21 protein-coding genes, 2 tRNA genes and 1 rRNA gene are annotated in these 18,748 nt (G+C 27.7%); 4 read left to right on the plus strand and 20 right to left on the minus strand.

The features are described from left to right. Positions 1 to 263 precede the first annotated feature (263 nt). The 13 genes from I4V63_RS08760 to I4V63_RS08820 all read right to left on the minus strand — a co-directional run bounded on the left by I4V63_RS08760 (position 264) and on the right by I4V63_RS08820 (position 11,496). Entirely contained in the window at positions 264 to 1,103 is an 840-nt protein-coding gene (locus I4V63_RS08760) for a YitT family protein (RefSeq protein WP_196000917.1), read from the minus strand. A 19-nt stretch (positions 1,104 to 1,122) separates the two neighbouring features. Then, a complete protein-coding gene (locus tag I4V63_RS08765) occupies positions 1,123 to 1,974 on the minus strand; it encodes a YitT family protein (RefSeq protein ID WP_196000918.1) in 852 nt (283 codons plus the stop codon). Between the two features lie 246 nt (positions 1,975 to 2,220). Then, the gene (locus I4V63_RS08770; protein WP_196000919.1) at positions 2,221 to 3,165 is read right to left on the minus strand and encodes a transketolase family protein; all 945 of its coding nucleotides are present in this window, start codon (positions 3,163 to 3,165) and stop codon (positions 2,221 to 2,223) included. Continuing rightward, entirely contained in the window at positions 3,165 to 3,989 is an 825-nt protein-coding gene (locus I4V63_RS08775; RefSeq protein WP_196000920.1) for a transketolase, read from the minus strand. The genes I4V63_RS08770 and I4V63_RS08775 overlap by 1 nt, the downstream gene beginning before the upstream one ends. 254 nt (positions 3,990 to 4,243) lie before the next feature. After that, on the minus strand, positions 4,244 to 4,597 hold the full coding sequence (locus I4V63_RS08780; protein WP_042401953.1) for a type II toxin-antitoxin system PemK/MazF family toxin: 354 nt from the start codon (positions 4,595 to 4,597) through the stop codon (positions 4,244 to 4,246). Between the two features lie 8 nt (positions 4,598 to 4,605). After that, entirely contained in the window at positions 4,606 to 4,866 is a 261-nt protein-coding gene (locus I4V63_RS08785; RefSeq protein ID WP_196000921.1) for a hypothetical protein, read from the minus strand. 342 nt (positions 4,867 to 5,208) lie between these two features. Beyond that, complete coding sequence (locus I4V63_RS08790; RefSeq protein WP_196000922.1) at positions 5,209 to 5,820, minus strand: germination lipoprotein GerS-related protein; 612 nt, start codon at positions 5,818 to 5,820, stop codon at positions 5,209 to 5,211. Between the two features lie 98 nt (positions 5,821 to 5,918). Further along, on the minus strand, positions 5,919 to 6,299 hold the full coding sequence (gene acpS, locus I4V63_RS08795; RefSeq protein ID WP_196000923.1) for a holo-ACP synthase: 381 nt from the start codon (positions 6,297 to 6,299) through the stop codon (positions 5,919 to 5,921). A 50-nt stretch (positions 6,300 to 6,349) separates the two neighbouring features. Next, positions 6,350 to 6,655: a DUF6514 family protein gene (locus tag I4V63_RS08800; RefSeq protein ID WP_196000924.1), complete on the minus strand. Its 306-nt coding sequence runs from the start codon at positions 6,653 to 6,655 to the stop codon at positions 6,350 to 6,352. A 408-nt stretch (positions 6,656 to 7,063) separates the two neighbouring features. After that, positions 7,064 to 7,423 carry a single-stranded DNA-binding protein gene (locus I4V63_RS08805; RefSeq protein ID WP_196000925.1) on the minus strand — a complete coding sequence of 120 codons (360 nt, stop codon included), beginning with the start codon at positions 7,421 to 7,423 and terminating at the stop codon, positions 7,064 to 7,066. 89 nt (positions 7,424 to 7,512) lie between these two features. Then, positions 7,513 to 8,367, minus strand: coding sequence for a YihY/virulence factor BrkB family protein (locus I4V63_RS08810; protein WP_196000926.1), 855 nt, complete (start codon positions 8,365 to 8,367; stop codon positions 7,513 to 7,515). Positions 8,368 to 8,445: 78 nt separating this feature from the next. Further along, positions 8,446 to 10,746, minus strand: a complete 2,301-nt coding sequence (locus I4V63_RS08815) for an ATP-dependent DNA helicase (protein ID WP_196000927.1) — start codon at positions 10,744 to 10,746, stop codon at positions 8,446 to 8,448. A gap of 162 nt (positions 10,747 to 10,908) precedes the next feature. Continuing rightward, complete coding sequence (locus tag I4V63_RS08820; protein WP_196000928.1) at positions 10,909 to 11,496, minus strand: DUF1836 domain-containing protein; 588 nt, start codon at positions 11,494 to 11,496, stop codon at positions 10,909 to 10,911. 444 nt (positions 11,497 to 11,940) lie between these two features. Between I4V63_RS08820 and I4V63_RS08825 the strand changes: the two genes are divergently transcribed. Beyond that, complete coding sequence (locus tag I4V63_RS08825) at positions 11,941 to 12,186, plus strand: AbrB/MazE/SpoVT family DNA-binding domain-containing protein (RefSeq protein ID WP_042401932.1); 246 nt, start codon at positions 11,941 to 11,943, stop codon at positions 12,184 to 12,186. A 75-nt stretch (positions 12,187 to 12,261) separates the two neighbouring features. On the opposite strand, the gene rsmI is transcribed toward I4V63_RS08825, so the two are convergent. The 4 genes from rsmI to I4V63_RS08845 all read right to left on the minus strand — a co-directional run bounded on the left by rsmI (position 12,262) and on the right by I4V63_RS08845 (position 15,859). After that, positions 12,262 to 13,107 carry a 16S rRNA (cytidine(1402)-2'-O)-methyltransferase gene (gene rsmI, locus I4V63_RS08830; protein WP_196000929.1) on the minus strand — a complete coding sequence of 282 codons (846 nt, stop codon included), beginning with the start codon at positions 13,105 to 13,107 and terminating at the stop codon, positions 12,262 to 12,264. 5 nt (positions 13,108 to 13,112) lie between these two features. Then, positions 13,113 to 13,853 carry a tRNA1(Val) (adenine(37)-N6)-methyltransferase gene (locus I4V63_RS08835; protein WP_196000930.1) on the minus strand — a complete coding sequence of 247 codons (741 nt, stop codon included), beginning with the start codon at positions 13,851 to 13,853 and terminating at the stop codon, positions 13,113 to 13,115. A gap of 255 nt (positions 13,854 to 14,108) precedes the next feature. Next, a complete protein-coding gene (locus I4V63_RS08840) occupies positions 14,109 to 15,335 on the minus strand; it encodes a C40 family peptidase (protein WP_196000931.1) in 1,227 nt (408 codons plus the stop codon). 221 nt (positions 15,336 to 15,556) lie between these two features. Continuing rightward, on the minus strand, positions 15,557 to 15,859 hold the full coding sequence (locus I4V63_RS08845) for a hypothetical protein (protein WP_196000932.1): 303 nt from the start codon (positions 15,857 to 15,859) through the stop codon (positions 15,557 to 15,559). Between the two features lie 142 nt (positions 15,860 to 16,001). Between I4V63_RS08845 and I4V63_RS08850 the strand changes: the two genes are divergently transcribed. Then, a tRNA-Pro gene (locus I4V63_RS08850) sits at positions 16,002 to 16,077 on the plus strand. A gap of 60 nt (positions 16,078 to 16,137) precedes the next feature. Further along, the gene (locus I4V63_RS08855; RefSeq protein ID WP_196000933.1) at positions 16,138 to 16,779 is read left to right on the plus strand and encodes an HAD family phosphatase; all 642 of its coding nucleotides are present in this window, start codon (positions 16,138 to 16,140) and stop codon (positions 16,777 to 16,779) included. 113 nt (positions 16,780 to 16,892) lie between these two features. Here I4V63_RS08855 and I4V63_RS08860 read toward each other — a convergent pair whose 3' ends face one another. Next, positions 16,893 to 17,639 (minus strand): peptidylprolyl isomerase, encoded by a 747-nt coding sequence (locus tag I4V63_RS08860; protein ID WP_196000934.1) that lies wholly within the window; start codon positions 17,637 to 17,639, stop codon positions 16,893 to 16,895. A gap of 139 nt (positions 17,640 to 17,778) precedes the next feature. Here I4V63_RS08860 and I4V63_RS08865 point away from each other — a divergent pair, with 139 nt between their 5' ends. Then, on the plus strand, positions 17,779 to 18,240 hold the full coding sequence (locus I4V63_RS08865; protein WP_196000935.1) for a peroxiredoxin: 462 nt from the start codon (positions 17,779 to 17,781) through the stop codon (positions 18,238 to 18,240). Between the two features lie 210 nt (positions 18,241 to 18,450). Here the strand turns inward: I4V63_RS08865 and I4V63_RS08870 are convergent. Further along, positions 18,451 to 18,526: transfer RNA gene (locus I4V63_RS08870), tRNA-Phe, on the minus strand. 5 nt (positions 18,527 to 18,531) lie between these two features. Continuing rightward, positions 18,532 to 18,648, minus strand: a 5S ribosomal RNA gene (gene rrf, locus I4V63_RS08875). Positions 18,649 to 18,748 lie beyond the last annotated feature (100 nt).

Genomic DNA, 18,748 nt, shown 5'->3' on the forward strand with positions numbered 1-18,748 from the left:
TTCATAAACTATAAAGCCATTATAACATACAAACACCTATAATACCAACATTTAAGGTGTATTTACCTTATATTACTATGTATAAACAAAATCTCTTATTTTATTTATAATTTCGTTCCTCTCCATATAATTTCAATTTATAATTTCAATTTATAATTTTAAATTTTAGTTTTAGTCAACTTTAATTATTCTAATTATGAAGTAGATATATTTTATTGATTTACTAATTTTTTCAAGTTATAGATTAATTTTTTTAACTTATATTATTCATAAGCTTTAAAACCTTCTCCTAAAACTTCTGTAGAATCATTTACTGTTAAAAATGCAGCTGGATCTATTTCCTTTACATATTTTTTTAATGCAATAAACTGATTTGAGTTTAATACTGTATATATTATCTTTACATCGCTTCCAGTATATCCACCATTCCCATTAAGTACAGTGCACCCTCTATCAATGTTTTTAATTATATGATTGACTATTTCTTTTTCCTTTGATGTTATTATGAATACTTGTTTACAAGTATTAAATCCATCTATAAATTTATCTATTATTAAACCTATTAAAATAACACTAAAGAATCCAAATAATCCTTTATCAACTCCAAATACACTAATTGCTAATAAACAAACAAATGAATCTGTAAGTAAAACAGATATTCCTATGCCAATAGGTGTAAACTTACTTATTATAGCTGCTATAATACTAGTTCCTCCTGTAGATGCACCTTGGTGAAAAACTATTGCTGCTCCCATCCCTAAAAGAATTGACCCAAAAACACTTGCTAAAAACATATTTTCAGTTAACACACCTGGCTTTAATATTTTTTCAATTATCCACATAAATACAGATAACATTACAGTTGCATAAATACTTTTTGCTCCAAATGATTTTCCTAGGATAGTAAATGCTAATATAAATAATAATATATTAAGCACAAGTACAACTATACTAGTATCTAAACCTAAAACCTTATTTACAACTAAACCTATTCCAGATACTCCGCCAGCAGCTATATCACATGGAAAGAAAAAATATTCTAGTGCTATAGCCGTTAACGCCACTCCAATTGTTGTTAATAAATACTCTTTAATCTTTTGCATACATATCTCCCATTCTTATTTAATTTTCATCTATTCCCATAAATCCTTCGCCCATAACCTCATGAACTTCTCCAACTGTTATAAAAGCATTTTTATCAATTTCTTTAATTTTATTTTTTAACTTTACGAACTCACTTCTATCTAATACAGTATATAATAAAGCAGTATCCTTTCCAGTAAAGCCTCCAACACCTTTAATAAATGTACAACCTCTTTCTAAATCATTAAGTATAAACTTACTTATTTCTTTATTTTTATCACTTATTATAGTAATTTCACTTTTAGTCTTAAATCCAGCTATTATATTATCTATAACTATTCCATTGATTATTACTGATAATAATCCATATAACCCTATATTTATTCCAAAAGTTATTGCTCCTAATAAAGTTACTAAAAAATCAACCATTAATAATGATTTTCCTATTTCAATATGAAAAAACTTATTTAATATTTTTGCTATTATATCTGTACCTCCAGTTGAAGCATTGGCATTGAACACAATTGCCATTCCACCTGCAGATATTAATGTACCGAATATAGTTGCTAACATCAAATCATTAGTAATATTTATTGGTATAAAAGTTTGCATTACCCACATTGATGTTGATAATAAAACACTAGAATATATAGTTTTAGCACCAAATTTAGCTCCTAAAACTATCAATGCAATTATAAACAAAACTGCATCCATCATTAAAACTAATGGTCCAATAGATATAAATGGAACATAATGATTTATTACAATTGCTAATCCAGTTATACCTCCTGCCGCTATATTATTAGGATCAAAGAAATAAACAACTGAAATTGCAACTAAAAGTATCCCAATTGTAATAAGGGCAAACTCTCTAATATTTTTCTTTTTCATATAATTACTCCTTATAAAACAAAATTACTTGTATTATTTTCCCTCATTATATATATTTTATCCTATGCAATTTAACACACATCTCCATTATATACCTTATTTAACCATAAAAAAACTGCGATTTTTTAATCGCAGTTTTAGTGGTAAATAGCTGTTTGTGGTTTATCTAAAGACTAGATACTGTAACTAACACTATCAAGCCCTAGATAATGAATTCTAAACTGAGAATTCACTTTATATTTAAATCTATTTTTTTAGAGTAATTGCTTCTTTAACTTTATTAACTATATCTTGAGCTGTTAAGTTGTATGCCTTTAATAATTCATCTGGCTTACCACTTTCTCCAAATACGTCATTAACTCCAACCTTTAAAACTGGTACTGGATACTTTTCAGTAATAGCTTCTGCTACTGCAGAACCTAATCCACCAATTATACTGTGCTCTTCAGCAGTTACAATTGCTCCAGTTTCTTTAGCAGCTTCAACTATTAATTCGCTATCTAAAGGTTTTATTGTATGTATATTTATAACCTTAGCATTGATTCCTTCATTTGCTAAAATTTCTTTTGCTTCAATTGCTGCATCTACCATAATTCCTGTCGCAACTATAGTTACATCCTTACCTTCTGATAAAACAACACCTTTTCCTAATTTGAATTCATAAGTGTTTTCATCATTTATAACATTAACTGCAGCTCTTCCTAATCTTACGTAACAAGGTCCATTATAATTTGCTATAGCTTTAATTGCAGCCATAGTTTCAACTGCGTCTGCAGGTGATATAACTACCATGTTTGGTATACTTCTCATTAATGATAAATCTTCAACTGTTTGGTGAGATGCACCATCTTCACCAACTGTTAATCCAGCATGAGTAGCACAAACTTTAACATTTAATTTAGGATAACAAATTGAATTTCTTATTTGTTCAAATGCTCTTCCTGCTGCAAACATTGCAAAGGTACTTACAAATGGAACTTTTCCACAAGTAGATAACCCTGCAGCAACTCCCATCATGTTTCCTTCAGCAATCCCCATATTGAAGAATCTTTCTGGACAAACTGCTTTAAAATCAGCTGTCTTAGTAGATTTAGATAAATCTGCATCCAATACTACTACATTTTCATTTTCTTTTGCTAATTCTGCTAATGCTTTTCCATATGCTTCTCTTGTAGCGATTTTCTTACTCATTATCTGTCTCCTCCAATCTCAGCTAAAGCTTTTTCACATTGTTCCTTACTAGGTGCAGTACCATGCCATGCAGCTTCATTTTCCATGAATGACACTCCCTTACCCTTTACAGTCTTACAAATAACTACTGTAGGCATACCCTTACAATTTTTTGCTTTTTCTATTGCATCTATTATTTCATCATAATTATGTCCATCAATAACTAAAACATTCCATCCGAAAGCTTCAAATTTCTTATCTATTGGTGATGGATTCATAACATTCTCTATATTCCCATCTATTTGTAGTCCATTAAAATCTACAAAAGCAGTTAAGTTATCTAATTTATAGTGCGCAGCTGCCATAGAAGCTTCCCAAACTTGACCTTCTTCTAATTCACCATCACCTAAAATAGTATATACTCTATATGCTTTATTATCCATCTTACCAGCTAAAGCCATTCCAACTGCTGCTGAAATACCTTGCCCTAAAGAACCAGTTGACATATCAATTCCTGGTAAACATTTCATACTTGGATGTCCTTGTAATCTTGAACCAAACTTTCTTAAAGTATTTAATTCTTCTACTGGGAAAAATCCTCTTCTTGCTAAAGCACTATATAAAACTGGTGCTGCATGTCCCTTTGATAATACAAATCTATCCCTGTCAGGATTACTTGGATTACTTGGATCTATATTCATTTCTTTAAAGAAAAGAGTCGTAACTATATCTGTAGCAGATAATGATCCTCCTGGATGTCCTGATGCTGATTCTGTTAACATTGAAACTATATCTTTTCTAATTAATTTAGATACTGATTTTAATTTTTCTACATTATTAACCATTTATAGGCCTCCATTATAACAATTTATATTAATATTCTTTTATTATACTCTATATTTATGTAAATTACCCAAATTTATTTTATCATAAGGCAAATCATTTGTATACACTATTTTTATAAAAAGTGTATAGTATTTATTTAATAGTATACATCATATATTCATTTATTTATATCACTTTTAATATACATAAATATATAAAAAAACTGTATCAAAATTTATTAATAACATTTTGATACAGTTTTTTTATAAATTATTTAAGCTAGACTTATACTAATAAGTAATGATTTATCTACCTTTTTCATATCAGTTTCAGTCATATGACCTATTTTTTCTTTTAGTCTTTTTTTATCTAAGGTTCTTATTTGCTCTAAAAGAACAACAGAATCCCTATTTAGTCCGTATTCTTCTGAAGAAATTTCAACGTGTGTTGGAAGTTTAGCCTTGTTAATTTGAGAAGTTATAGCTGCTACGATAACAGTAGGACTATATTTATTCCCTATATCATTTTGTATTATAATAACTGGTCTAATTCCACCTTGCTCAGAGCCTATAACCGGACTTAAATCTGCATAAAAAATATCCCCTCTTTTTACAACCATAGTAGTCATTAAAAATATCACACTCCGCAAAGCCATTTCTCATATTCATTTATATCATCATATTGGTATTTAAGTGACTTTTGTGATGAATTACTACATCCTGCTATCTCCAAATTAATTTTCGACATTTCTTTATATCCCTTTTTCATTAATTCAAAGAACTCACATGATTCGTTCTTCTCACTATATACTATTAAATTATCTTTAATAAATTTACTACTTTTTTCAAATTCATTTTTAAATTTGCGGTTTATTGTATTATCTATTTTTTCTGACATAAAGTTCCTCCTAAGAGTTCTATTTTCTATGTATAAGAAAATTATATTTCAAATAATGTCAATTTGTAAATAGAAACGTCACTATATATCGCAAATTTCGTAATTTTTTACATTTTCACTCTTTATAAAGCAATATTGTAATTATTTTTACTAATCTCTATGTACTTAACTTGTCACTATAAATACACCTTGATTTCATTAAATACTGCAATTGGCTAAATTTATAAATTTGATTTTTCTATAATATTTCATCTTTTGCTTTTTAGTGCTATCTTACTTCTCAGCTTTTCGTTATGTGTAGTGTGAATATATTACAATTCAGCACTACACACATGCTTGTCCTTAGTTAAATATCTGTTTATTAAATTCTTTAACTTCTTTAAAATCATCATATATTATTCTTAAAGAATCATTTCCTTCTTTATCATATACTATAATACCTATTGGTGTTTTAGTTTTCTTATTAATAAAGATTCTTGCAGTGTCAAAATGTTCATTCTCTAAAAATAACTCTGTATCAACTTGAATATATATTTTATCTCCCCACTCTTCTTGTCCTTCTTTTATTGAATCACTTTTAAGTGGATATGATAATATCTTATTCATAAATGCCAATGAATGAAGTATATCCATACCTTCATCTATTACATATTCATTACTATCTGAACTATCCTTTACATGAATACCATCTTCTTTAAATACCTTTACTTTTTCATCTTCAAATTCTATTCTTACACCATCTTCGCTTGAATAGTATTGAATTGTATCTTCTCGTTCTTCTCCTTTTGTGTTCTTAACTATGTACTCAACTTTCGTTTCATAACATTTAATATTTTTCAATTCTCTAATTATATCTTCATTGTCTGGTAAAAATTTAGCTCTAAAGATAATAACAAGAACAATAGATATAAAAGGTATTATTAATAATAATGAAATGATTATTTTCTTTTTCATAACTCCCTCCATAATCACTATTTCATTATTACTAATATTAAGTAAATGTTTATTTTATTCATAATTTATTATTAAGTTAAATAAATATATTTTTTTAATTATGTAGATTGACGATCTTCCAAAACTACAAAAGCAATTGCCATAGTTTTATTGTGAGAAATAGATACATTAAATAAATAGTTTTTAGATTTTATAACTTCTTCTATTTTACTAGACACCTTTACTACTGGTTTTCCTAGCTCATCTCTAAATACTTCAATATCCTTAAAACTAAATCCTCGTATTCCTGTTCCTAATGCCTTACTAACAGCTTCTTTTACAGCAAAATTTCCAGCAATACTTTCTACTCTAGGCTTATTTTTAGATAGCCATTCAACTTCCTTCTTAGTAAATACCTTTTCTAAAAATCCTGGCGTATTATCTATAGCTCTTTTTATTCTGTCAATTTCAATTATATCTGTCCCAACCCCTAATATCATAAAACACCTCTTTAGTTTAAATATATTCTTATAATCTATTTTATGTAAACTTAAAAGCCAAAGTCATTTACACATAAGTCAGCATACTCACCTACTATATCAACTAGATGAATTGGCGAAACTAAATTGTTAAATAATAACATTAAAATTTCTTCTGCTTTTCTTTGCTTACTTGCTACTATATCAACTATATCTCTTTCTAAATTTATTACTTCTCCTTCTTTAAAATCTTGTCTTTCTATCTCAATACCAAAAGCTTGTCTATTTTTAACGCTGTTTTCAACTATCCTGTAAATATATCTGCTTTCTTTGTCATCAAAATTAACTATTTTACTTAAAGACTTCTTTATTCTCATGGTATACCTCACCTCAACATATTATTTAATAATTAAACAATAGCATACGTTGCGTTAAAATTATGTCAAACTGTGGTATTACTACTAATAAAAATTCTCTTACTATTCAACATAAATGTAATTTATTACACTTTTTTTAGTAATTATTCTTACATTACATATATGTCTAAGTAATATTTTCGACTTAATATTTGTCGAAAGATATTAAAAATAGGAGTTTTTTTTCTAAAAAACATTATATATTAACTAAATCACAAAACAACTCTTTACAGCAACTATATTATTCTGTCGACAAATAACAAGTAGCAACCTTATTATAGTAATAAGGTTTAAATGGCAAGTTTCAAGCTAAGGATTTCATCCTTAACTTGTCACTTGCCACTCTATATCCTTATAGTTTTCAATGTTCTAATCTTCGCCACTAACTTCATTATTTTCTCTTACTTCTCTTCTGTTTCCTACAAATTTAAAATCTTCAGCAACAACTTCAGCCATATATTTCTTATTCCCTTGTTTATCCTCATAACTACCTGTCTTTAATCTTCCACTTAAGCTTATATAACTCCCTCTAGTCATATATTTACAAACTACTTCAGCCTTTCTTCCCCATATAGTTACTGGAATCAAATCCGCTTTTCTAGTTCCATCTGCTGATTTAAAATTTCGATCTACAGCAATTATAAATCTAGTAAAAACCTTCTCGCCATTTTCTATAGTCTTAAGTTCAGGGTCTCTTATAAGCTTTCCTAATAACACTATTTTATTCATTTTATTACACCTCCTGAATATTTCACCTTTGAGTATAACCACTTAAAGATTTTCTATTCAAATAAATGTAATTTTTAGTACATAATAACCTACTTTATTTTTAAATTTCCTCTTCTTATTCCAATAACAGAATTTATTTCTCCACCAGTTATAAATATTATGGAAGTTATATATAACCAAGTAATCAATATAATTACTGCTCCTAATCCTCCATAAATCTTTGAATAGTTACTAAAATTATTTATATAAAATGAAAAGCCTAAAGAAACTATAAGCCATCCAATGGTACATATAGCAGCACCTGGAAATACCTCTCTCCATTTTAATCTTTTTGATGGTGTATATCTATATATTCCTGCAAATATACAAATCATAATAAATATTACCATTCCATATCTTATAAAGTTCCAAATTCGTGATACTATTTCCGGGAAAGGTAAATATGTTGTTAATAAATTTCCTATTAAGCGTCCAAAGACAAGCATTACCAATGTCAACATAATTACAAATGCTAAAGCAAATGTACAAATTATAGCAATTATTGCCCTTTTAATAAATGATCTTGTTTCCTTTATTCCATACGCTTTATTTACCCCTTTAATAACTGCCCTAAATGCTGACGACGCAGCCCATACTACTAATAATAAAGAAGCTCCTAATAAGCCTGTGTTTTGTTTTTCAATTACTTCTATAATCATACTATAAATAAGTTCAAATGCACTAGTTGGCAATATAGCTCTTAGTCCTCCTATTACCTCCATAGAATCTAAATTACTAAATCCTATTAACGTTAATAAAAAAATTAAAAAAGGAAAAAACGATAATATCATATAATATGCTAGCTGTGCGGCTAACGCAAAAATATCATCATCTCTAATCTTGACTATAAAATAAATAATAAAGTCAAAAAAATTTTTGCCTTTACTGACCTCCGTATTTGACATCGTATCACCATATTTCCTTTCTATTTACTCTTTTATAAATATGTATATACTCTTCTATATACATAATGACTATATTTTTTATTTTAATTTATACTCTTCTAAAATCCAATCAGACGGCAAAATAAATCTATATTTAGAATTATTATATCTATTATCTATCAATAAAACTCTTCCTTTATCCGTTTCTGTTCTAATAACTCTTCCTGCTGATTGAAGCACCTTATTTATACCTGGATAAGTATATGAATAATCAAATCCATTGGAATCAAAATACTCTTGTATTATATTATTTTCTATAGACACCTTAGGAAAACCAACGCCTACTATAATAGCTCCAATTAACTTATCTCCCGGCAGGTCCACACCTTCAGAAAACATCCCTCCAACAACAGTAAAACCAACCACATTATTTTCTAAAGAAAACTGAGCTAAATACTCTTCTTTTTCACCTTCTGACAGATTTTCTCTCTGCACTATTGTACCATTTTTACCATACATATCAACATATCTTTTATATACTTTTGCCAAATAATCAAACGATGGTAAAAACACCATATAGTTTCCTTGTATTTCATTTATAAATTGATTAATAATTTTGCATAATATATCTATATTTCTCTCCCTATTAACATATCTCATATCTAAGTTATATAAATAAGTCGATAAATTTTTTCTATTAAATGGTGAATTAAATCTTACTCTAAAACTCTTCTCATCTCCACCTATTAAGTCTACGTAATATTTTATTGGTGATAATGTAGCTGAAAAAATAACACTTGAATATGCACTTTTTAATGTTTGTTTTAAATTTGAAGATGGATTTATACAAAATATCTTTATTATAAATTCATTCTTTTCCTTTTTTAATATAGTAGTGTATTCCTTATTATATAATTCACTAACCGATATAAAACTTCTAGCACTATAATAAAAATCTAATACATCATCATATCCTAAAGTTCCTTTACTTTTAATTAAATAACTTTCAGCCTCATTAATAAATGCTCGTAATAACTTAATTAAGTCTTTATAAACAACATTATGATATAATAAATTTTTATTTACCTCTTCCAACTCTCTTCTTATTAAGATCATTTCCTTGTTTATAGCATTAGATATTTTATATAAATTCGGTACTTTTCCCTTTATAACTTTATTTACAGTCATAACCTTACTTTTTTCAAGTTGACAACTATACATATCTCTTGCTCTATTTACAAGATTATGTGCCTCATCTATCAATAATATATTTTCTTCATTACGATCTTCAAATAGTCTTTTAAGTTTTACTCTTGGATCAAATGCATAATTGTAATCACATATTATTCCATCACACCAATCACTTAAATCTAAAGATAATTCAAACGGACAAACTTTATATTTTTTTGCATACTCAATAATGTCTTTTCCAAAAAACTTATTATTATCTTTTATTAAAGATATTATTATATCATTAATTTTTGTAAAATAATCTTTAGCATATATACAATCATCTGGATTACACTTAACTTCATCATTTAAGCATATTTTTTCTTTAGCAGTAATAGTTACTACCTTAAATTCAAGTCCTTCCTTATATAATTTTAAGTACGCCTCCTCAGCTACAGTTCTTGTAATAGTTTTAGCTGTTAAATATATTATTTTTTCCCCCCTAGCTTCTCCAATACTCTTTAAAGAAGGGAAAATAGTAGATATAGTCTTTCCTATACCAGTCGGTGCTTGTGCAAATAAAATTCCTTGTTGTTTTATACTACTAAAACAATTTACAGCCAGCTCTCTTTGACCTTTTCTATATGAAGGGAAAGGAAATTTTAAACGTTCAATACTTTTATACTTAATCTTATTAAAATTTTCTTTAACCTTAATTACTTCCAAATATTTATTAACTAGATAATAAACAAATTTTTCTAATTCATCAAAATCATATGTCTTATCAAAGGATCTAACTTCACTTGTATTTATATTAAAGTAGCTTAATCTAACATCTATAGTCTTTAAACTATTATTTAAGCAATAAATATACCCATAAAACTTTCCTTGAGCCCAATGAAGCATATTGTAGTCCTCATCAATATAACTTAAGTCTTTATATGTTGATTTTATTTCTTCAATAATAATCTTTTTATTCTCTTTTATAATTCCATCCGCTCTACCCTCTACTAATAAATTTATATCATTAATTATAAACTTATACTTTAAGGCCACTTCTTTTTCATAATCTTTGTATATTGTTTCATTATCCTTTTGAAGTATACCATGTGCTATTGTTCCTTCTATAGCTCTTCCTCTAGATACAAATCTATCATCTAAACTACCATTTTTTAATACATATTCAATAATACCTCTTACAGATTCCTTAAAAAGTAATTTATCACTCATAATTTTTCCTTCCTTATTTTATAAGTTTATTATAACAAAAAAGCTACCAATTAAATCGGTAGCTTTAACAATAAATAACTATTTAAGGTAAATGAATAATTTTTTATCCTCTAATTTAATTTTAAACTCTAAATTAATTAAATCTAAGATTTAGAATCTCATTTATGAATGGTATCCATTTACAATCTTTTGAACTAACTTTTTAATAGCACTAGCTTGTGCTATTAAAGATAAAACAACAACAAACGTTCTTATACTATTTTCATCTTTATCATCAAGATTTAAGTCTTTTATGATAGAATCTAACTTATCATCGTTTATAGCAGTAGCATCTAGATATTTCTCAAAACTTTCACCTTGTGTTTCAAAAAATAACTTATAAGCTGTTTCCCAATCAATAATATCATCAGATCTATCATTGATTTCATTAAATGCTAATCTAAAAACCTTTTTAATCTCTTCTGTTGTAAGAATAGGTCTCATATAACTTAATAATACCAGTTGAACTAAGTGAATTTTAGTATAACCTCTTTTTTTACCATCTTCTGGTTTACTAATTACTTCACTTTTTATATAATTTTGTACTATATTATTAGTATATTTATCTTCTACAAACTTATCATTTAAAAAATCTATAACCTGAGATAAAAAAAGGTCATATTTAGGTAATTCGTCATAAGGAATCATTGATGTATTAGCTATCTCTTCCGCAACTTCTTTTATATAGTTATTATCTACTTTATTAACCATATCATTTCACCTCATCTTTCTCTATTTTTAGTAATTATATTATATAGTTGTTATAAACTTATTACAAGTTAATATCGCCTATCTTATATGTTATTTTTTTATTACATACCTTTAATTTTGGTCATATTTTATAAAATTATACCTTTTAATACCAATTTACTTTTTTTTCTTATTTTATCGTTTTATATTTAATAATTTTAAATTATAAAATCCTTTTTCTACAAATTTTGTGTACAAGCAGTATATTAAATCATTTATTTTGTCATTTATTTTATAAAATATTATTGACTTTTCAAAAATATGGTAGTATAGTTTATTTATGAGTTAATTTAAAGAGAAATTTGTAATCAAAACTTTTTTTAAAGTTTTTTATTGACTTTTAATTACATATCTGCTAATATTAAGCTGCTAAATGTCGAAACTTGTTTAAGGAGGAATTTTTTTATGAAATCAACTGGAGTTGTAAGAAGAGTAGATGAGCTAGGAAGAATAGTTATTCCAATAGAATTAAGAAGAACTTTAGATATCGCTGAAAAAGATGCTTTAGAAATATATGTAGATGGTGAACAAATCATATTAAAGAAATATGAACCAGCTTGTATCTTCTGTGGTGATGCTAGAGATGTTATAAACTACAAAGGTAAAAACATCTGCAAGAACTGCATGGAAGAATTAAAACTTGGAAAATAATTTTCAAATTTAATTTACATATTTTTAACCAAATAATTAGGTGGAGTGCTTTAAATCACCCCACCTTTATTATGTCTATATATCTATAGCAATTTTATATACTTCTTTTTTAGGCATTTCTCTTTCCTTAGCTACAAGCTTTATTGCTTCTTTTTTATCTATTCCACTATTTATTAAATTAATCAAATGCTGTTCTATTGTTATTCCACTAAGCTCTTGTTCTTTTTCAGCTTTAATTTCACTTTCACTTTTTCCTGAAATAACTAAAACAAATTCACCTCTTGGTCTATTTTCTAAAAACCAATTATATGCATCTTTAATAGTTCCTCTATATATATCTTCATGTAACTTTGTTAATTCTCTACATACCGCTATATTTCTATTCCCTAACGCTTCTTCTAAATAAGCTAATGATTCTATTAATCTATGTGGTGATTCATAAAAAATTAAAGTTTCCTTCTTATCTTTTATTTCTTCTTTTAATATTTTTCTTTCTTTCGTTTCTCTAGGTATAAATCCTCTAAATATAAATTTAGTTGTATCTAATCCAGAATATACCAATGCAGTAGTAATTGCTGTCGCCCCTGGTAATACTTCAAATGCAATATTACTTTCTATACATTTCCTAACTACAACACTGCCTGGATCTGATATTCCCGGTGTACCTGCATCAGTTACTATCGCAATATTTTTACCTAACTCTAATTTCGATATTATCTCATCACTTTTCCCTTGTTCATTATGTTGGTGATAGCTGAATAGAGGCTTTTTTATATTAAAATGATTTAATAGCTTCAAAGTTTGTCTTGTGTCTTCAGCTGCAATTTCATCAACATTTTCTAATACTTCTAATGCTCTAAGTGTTATATCTTTCAAGTTACCTATTGGTGTTGGTACTAAATATACCTTTCCATATTCCATTTTCATTACATCCTTCCATAAATACGATTTATCTCTTCGCTATAATTGCCATTATCATCATATACATATAAAGTTTCTTCCCACTTTAAAAATGCTCCACCATCTCTTTGACCCTCAACTAAAACTATATTAGGTGCTTTTTTTGTATTAGGTTGAACCAATCTAACTCTTTTAGGTTCTATCTTATACTTTCTCATTAATCCAAAAATATCTGCTAATCTTTCTGGTCTATGTACTATGAACATTCTCCCATTATCCTTAAGAAGCCTTCTTGCTGATACAATTACATCTTCTAAATTACACATTATTTCATGCCTAGCAATAGCTAACTTATCATTTGGATTTAAAATTCCTGCATTATTTAATTTATATGGTGGATTTACTGTTACAACATCAAATCTTCCTAATGAGTCTAATAAAGCCTTATCTTTTAAATCACCTTGAACAAATTTAACTATATCACTAGTATCATTAAGCCTAGAACTTCTATTAGCCATTTCAACCATATCATCTTGTATTTCTAATCCTATAACCTCTTGAGGCTTATATTTTCCATATACTAAAAATGATACTATACCAGTGCCAGTACATAAATCTATTACTCTATGTTTCTTTTTCACATTTGCAAAATGTGATAGCAATACAGCATCTACCCCAAATCTGAATCCTTGTTCTTTTTGTATTAATTGTAGTCCATTTAATTGTAAATCATCAATACTTTCATCTTTGCTTATATTAACTTCCATAACACACCTCTATTAAATTGCTTAGCAATTTAGTTTATAGTTTATAGTTAATGAATAACTTCAGCTGAGCTGAAGTTAGAACAATATATATTTTAAGAAACTCCCATAGCAGTTTCATCACTAACTATTAACTCTTAACTAATAACTAACTAAGTTGTTTCGCAATATTTTTCAATTGTAAACTAAGTACTTTTATTATACATATTATATATAAAAAAGACTAGGATTAATAAAATCCTAGTCTGTAAATTCAAATTATAATACTCTTCTTGCTGTATAGAATTTATATACGCTTGAAACCTTAACTACATCCCCTGTGCTTGGTGCATGTATCATTTGTCCATTTCCTATATATATACCAACATGTCCAGTATGAGGGAATACTAAATCCCCAGGTTGAAGATCATTGTAAGCTACTGCTGTTCCCACATTAATTTGATCGTAAGTTGTTCTTGGTAAGTTTACTCCTGCAGCATTTTTGAATACATATTGAGTAAATCCTGAACAGTCAAATCCACTTGGAGATGTTCCACCCCATACATATGGTGTTCCAAGGAATTTATATGCATAATCTACTATAGCATTACCAGTTGCAGATACTGTTGAGTCACCTCTATTTGGCTTGCTTGCGGCTGCATTAGCAGCATCTATTGCCGCTTGAAGTTCTGCAACTTTAGCTTTTGCAGCTTCGATTTTTTCATTAACTTCTTCTTTTACTATGTTACTCTTAAGTTGTCCATCTCTTATGCTTCTTAATTGAGAGATTGCACTGTTTAATTGATCAATTGAGCTTGATGAATCCTCTATAACTGCATATTGTGGACTAACTAATTGTCTTTCAGAAACTGCTAAGAATTCTCTTTCGAATTCAGCTTGTTCAACTTTAGCTTGTTCAACTAAAGTTTCTTGTTCAGCCTTTTTAGCCTCAAATTCACTTAGTGATTTTTGAGTTTCTTCATTTATTTTTACAAGTTCTTCGTTTTTCGCATCTAAACTTTCAATTTTTTTGTTAAGAGAATCTTGTTTGTCTTCAAGTTCTTTAACTATTTTTTTGTCTATGTTCACTAATCTACTAGTTGATTCAATCTTAGATATTAAATCATTAAAGCTGTCGGCACTGAATAATAACATTATGTAGCTACTTTGTCCACCTGATTTATATAGCTCTCTAACTCTCTTTCCTAGTACTTCTTCTGTGTTAGCTATATCCTCTTTTGCAGTTTCTATTTCTTTTTCAGTATTTTCTACTTCAACCTTAATTTGCTCTATTTCAGTATTATTTTTCTCAATAGTTACAACTAAAGGTTCTATTTCTGCATTTAAACTGTATATCTTATTGTTAATATCCTCTATTTTTTTCGTAAATTCATCATATTTGTTCTGGTTTTCTATTACTTCTTGATTTGGTGTAGCAAAGGCAGGCATTGCTGAAGTAATAACTAAAGTAGCAGCTAATAATGCTGATAAAATTTTCTTCTTCATATTTATCTGTAGGTCTCTTGACCCTCCCCCTCTCCTTTGTTTTCGTTACCATTATACCACTTATGGAAACTTTGGACAATGGTAAATTTTAAAAACGCCTATTTCACTGACATGTAAACATATACTGCCAATTATTTTTTTCCAATTTAATACCCTTTTAAATTATTTTTTTATAAGCACACCTTATATTTATATAAATTTTCACAAGTATTATTACTAATTTATTTTCTTATTTTCTTATTTAATATATATTGTAATGTAGATAGTATAGCTATACATGCTACAAATATAATTACAATAGTTTTACTAACATTCCCTACTACAAATGCTGCAATAGAACATGTTACGCCTATTGCTCCAATTAAAATATTAGTATACCCGCTTAATTTCATAGATTTAGCTTCTTTATACAGTTCCTTATCATTTTCGTCTATATTTTTTATATACTTATTGTTTAACAAGAACGTACCTAATAAAATGAACCCTAAGCTTCCTAAAACCATTACTACAATTGTAAAATTCATCTTTACACCCCCTTATTGGTATTTACTAATATAAAATTATATCATAATATTATTTTTAACATAATTCTAAAACACTTTTCAAGTTTTTTAAATAAAAGTATTGACATAACCATTAATTATTCATATAATATTAAATGTGCTACGGGGTGTGGCGCAGATGGGAGCGCGCGTGGTTTGGGACCATGAGGTCGCAGGTTCGATCCCTGTCACCCCGACCAAAGAGATAGGTTTAAATCTATCTCTTTTTTTTGTAAATAAATATATTAGGAGATGATTACTTGAATAATATAAAAGCTGCTATATTCGATTTAGATGGAACACTTATTGATTCTATGGGCGTATGGCAACAAATAGATATAGAATATTTATCTAAAAAAGGACATGCTGTTCCTAATAATTTAAATGATGAAATCACACATTTAAGTTTTACTCAAACAGCTGAATATTTCAAAAAAAGATTTTCTCTTGAAGATTCTATTGAAGAAATAATGAATACTTGGAATTCAATGGCCTATAATCTATATAAAAATGATGTAAAGCTAAAACCTGGAGCTCTTGAATATTTATTAAAACTAAAAAGCAAGGGAATAAAGATCGGACTAGCTACTAGTAATTCTATGGAGCTTTTAACTGTTACATTAAAAAGTAATAATGCATTTGAATTATTTGATTCCATTACAATCACTGATGAAGTTAAAAAAAGCAAAAGTAACCCTGATATATATTTACTTGCTGCTAAAAAGCTTAATGTTGATCCTAAGGAATGCATGGTATTTGAAGATATCATAGCTGCAGCTCGTGGAGCTAAGTTAGCTGGTATGAAAGTTACTGGAGTATTTGATGAGCATTCTAAGCATCAAGTTGATATATTAAAAGAGGAATGTGACAATTACATATATAATTATAATGATTTAATTTAATTTAAAATGACCACACATTAGTGTTTCTTTATCTATTTAATAGATAAAAGACTAAAGTGTGGTCTTAATTTATGTTAACAATTTAAATCTTTTTATTTATTTAAAAGCACTAATTAAGATCTTTTAACTTCATATTTAGCTTCAAGCTCTTTCATTACATCAACATATTTCTTTTCTTGGCTTTGTTGAATTAATTGTTGAACAATCTTATCTTTTACTTCATCAAACTCAGAAACCTTTGGCTCATTTTTAGCATCTACTTTAATTAAATGATATCCAAATTGAGTTTTAACTGGTTCACTTACCTTTTCTAACTCTAATGCAAAAGCAGCTTCTTCAAATTCAGGAACCATCATACCTCTACCAAATACTCCAAGACTTCCACCTTGTGCATTAGATGGGCATGTAGAATATTCTTTAGCAGCATCTTCAAAAGATACTCCTTCATTTTCTATACGATTCTTAATTTCATTACATAATTCTTCATTATCAACTAATATATGCTTAGCAGATACTGTAGCTGGTTGTTCGAATTGTGCTTTATTTTCTTCGTAATACTTTTTAGCATCTTCATCAGTTATTGTCACATCTGATAATACTTTGTTTATTGTCATTTGAGTAAGTAAATCCTTTTCTACTTGAGCTAAACTAGCCTTATACTCTTCAGTTTCATCTAATTTCATTTCTTTTCCTAATTTATTCATTAATTCGAAAGAAATTATTTGTTCTAATAATTGTTTTTTCCCCATTTCAGAATTGAACATTGCTCTTTGTTCCTCAGGATATCTCATTATTATTGAATTTAAATCCTTTTCTGTGATTTCTTTACCAGAAACTACAGCTAATACTTTGTTTTCCATATATATTTCTCCTTTTTTTCTAATTGATACTTACAATTATAACAGATTTTTATCAATGTATATAGTTACATTTTTTTATTGATTATATTTTATTGTTATTATATAATAATAATTATTATATAATATTAGGAGGTCAAATATGGTAGAAATTAATTCTGTAGTTCCTGATTTTACATTAATGGGTTCTGATAATCAAGAGCATAAATTAAGTGAATATAGGGGTAAGAAGGTAGTGCTTTATTTCTATCCAAGAGATAACACACCTGGTTGCTCTACTGAGGCCTGTGACTTTAGAGATAATAATAATACATTTATTAATAAAAATGCTATTGTTATAGGTATAAGCAGAGATTCTTTAAAATCACATGCTAAATTCATTGAAAAATTTACTCTTCCCTTTATCCTTTTAAGTGATGAAACAGAACAGGTATGTAATTTATTTAATGTTATTAAAGAAAAAAATATGTATGGAAAAAAAGTTATGGGTATTGAAAGAAGTACTTTTATCATTAATGAAGAAGGTATTCTTGTTAAGGAGTACAGAAAAGTTAAAGTAAAAGAACATGTATCTACAATTCTAAAAGATTTAGAATCACTATAAAAATATTAATAAACAATATTTTATTTTGAAGTTAATAGTTATATTCAGATCAGCTAAATTAAAAAAATGTATTATTTAGAAACTGTACATAGTTTCATCATAAACTACTAACTAAAAACTATTAGCTTCTAACTAATTAAATTACTTTTCAATTTGATATTATTAATCAATATAAAAATAAAAGCACTAACATAAGTTAGTGCTTTTTCCTGGTGGCTCGACCAGGAATCGAACCAGGGACACGAGGATTTTCAGTCCTCTGCTCTACCGACTGAGCTATCGAGCCACATTACCTGGCAACGTTCTACTCTCCCACACAGTCACCCGTGCAGTACCATCGACGCTGTAGAGCTTAACTTTCCTGTTCGGAATGGGAAGGAGTGTTTCCTCTACGCCATCATCACCAGATTATTGAGATTGTTATCTCAAAATTGCACATGAATTATATTTTTATTGGTCAAGCCCTCGACCTATTAGTATCAGTCAGCTACATACGTTACCGCACTTA

This window comes from Clostridium sp. 1001271B_151109_B4, from assembly GCF_015670405.1.
Taxonomy (GTDB): Bacteria; Bacillota; Clostridia; order Clostridiales; family Clostridiaceae; genus Clostridium.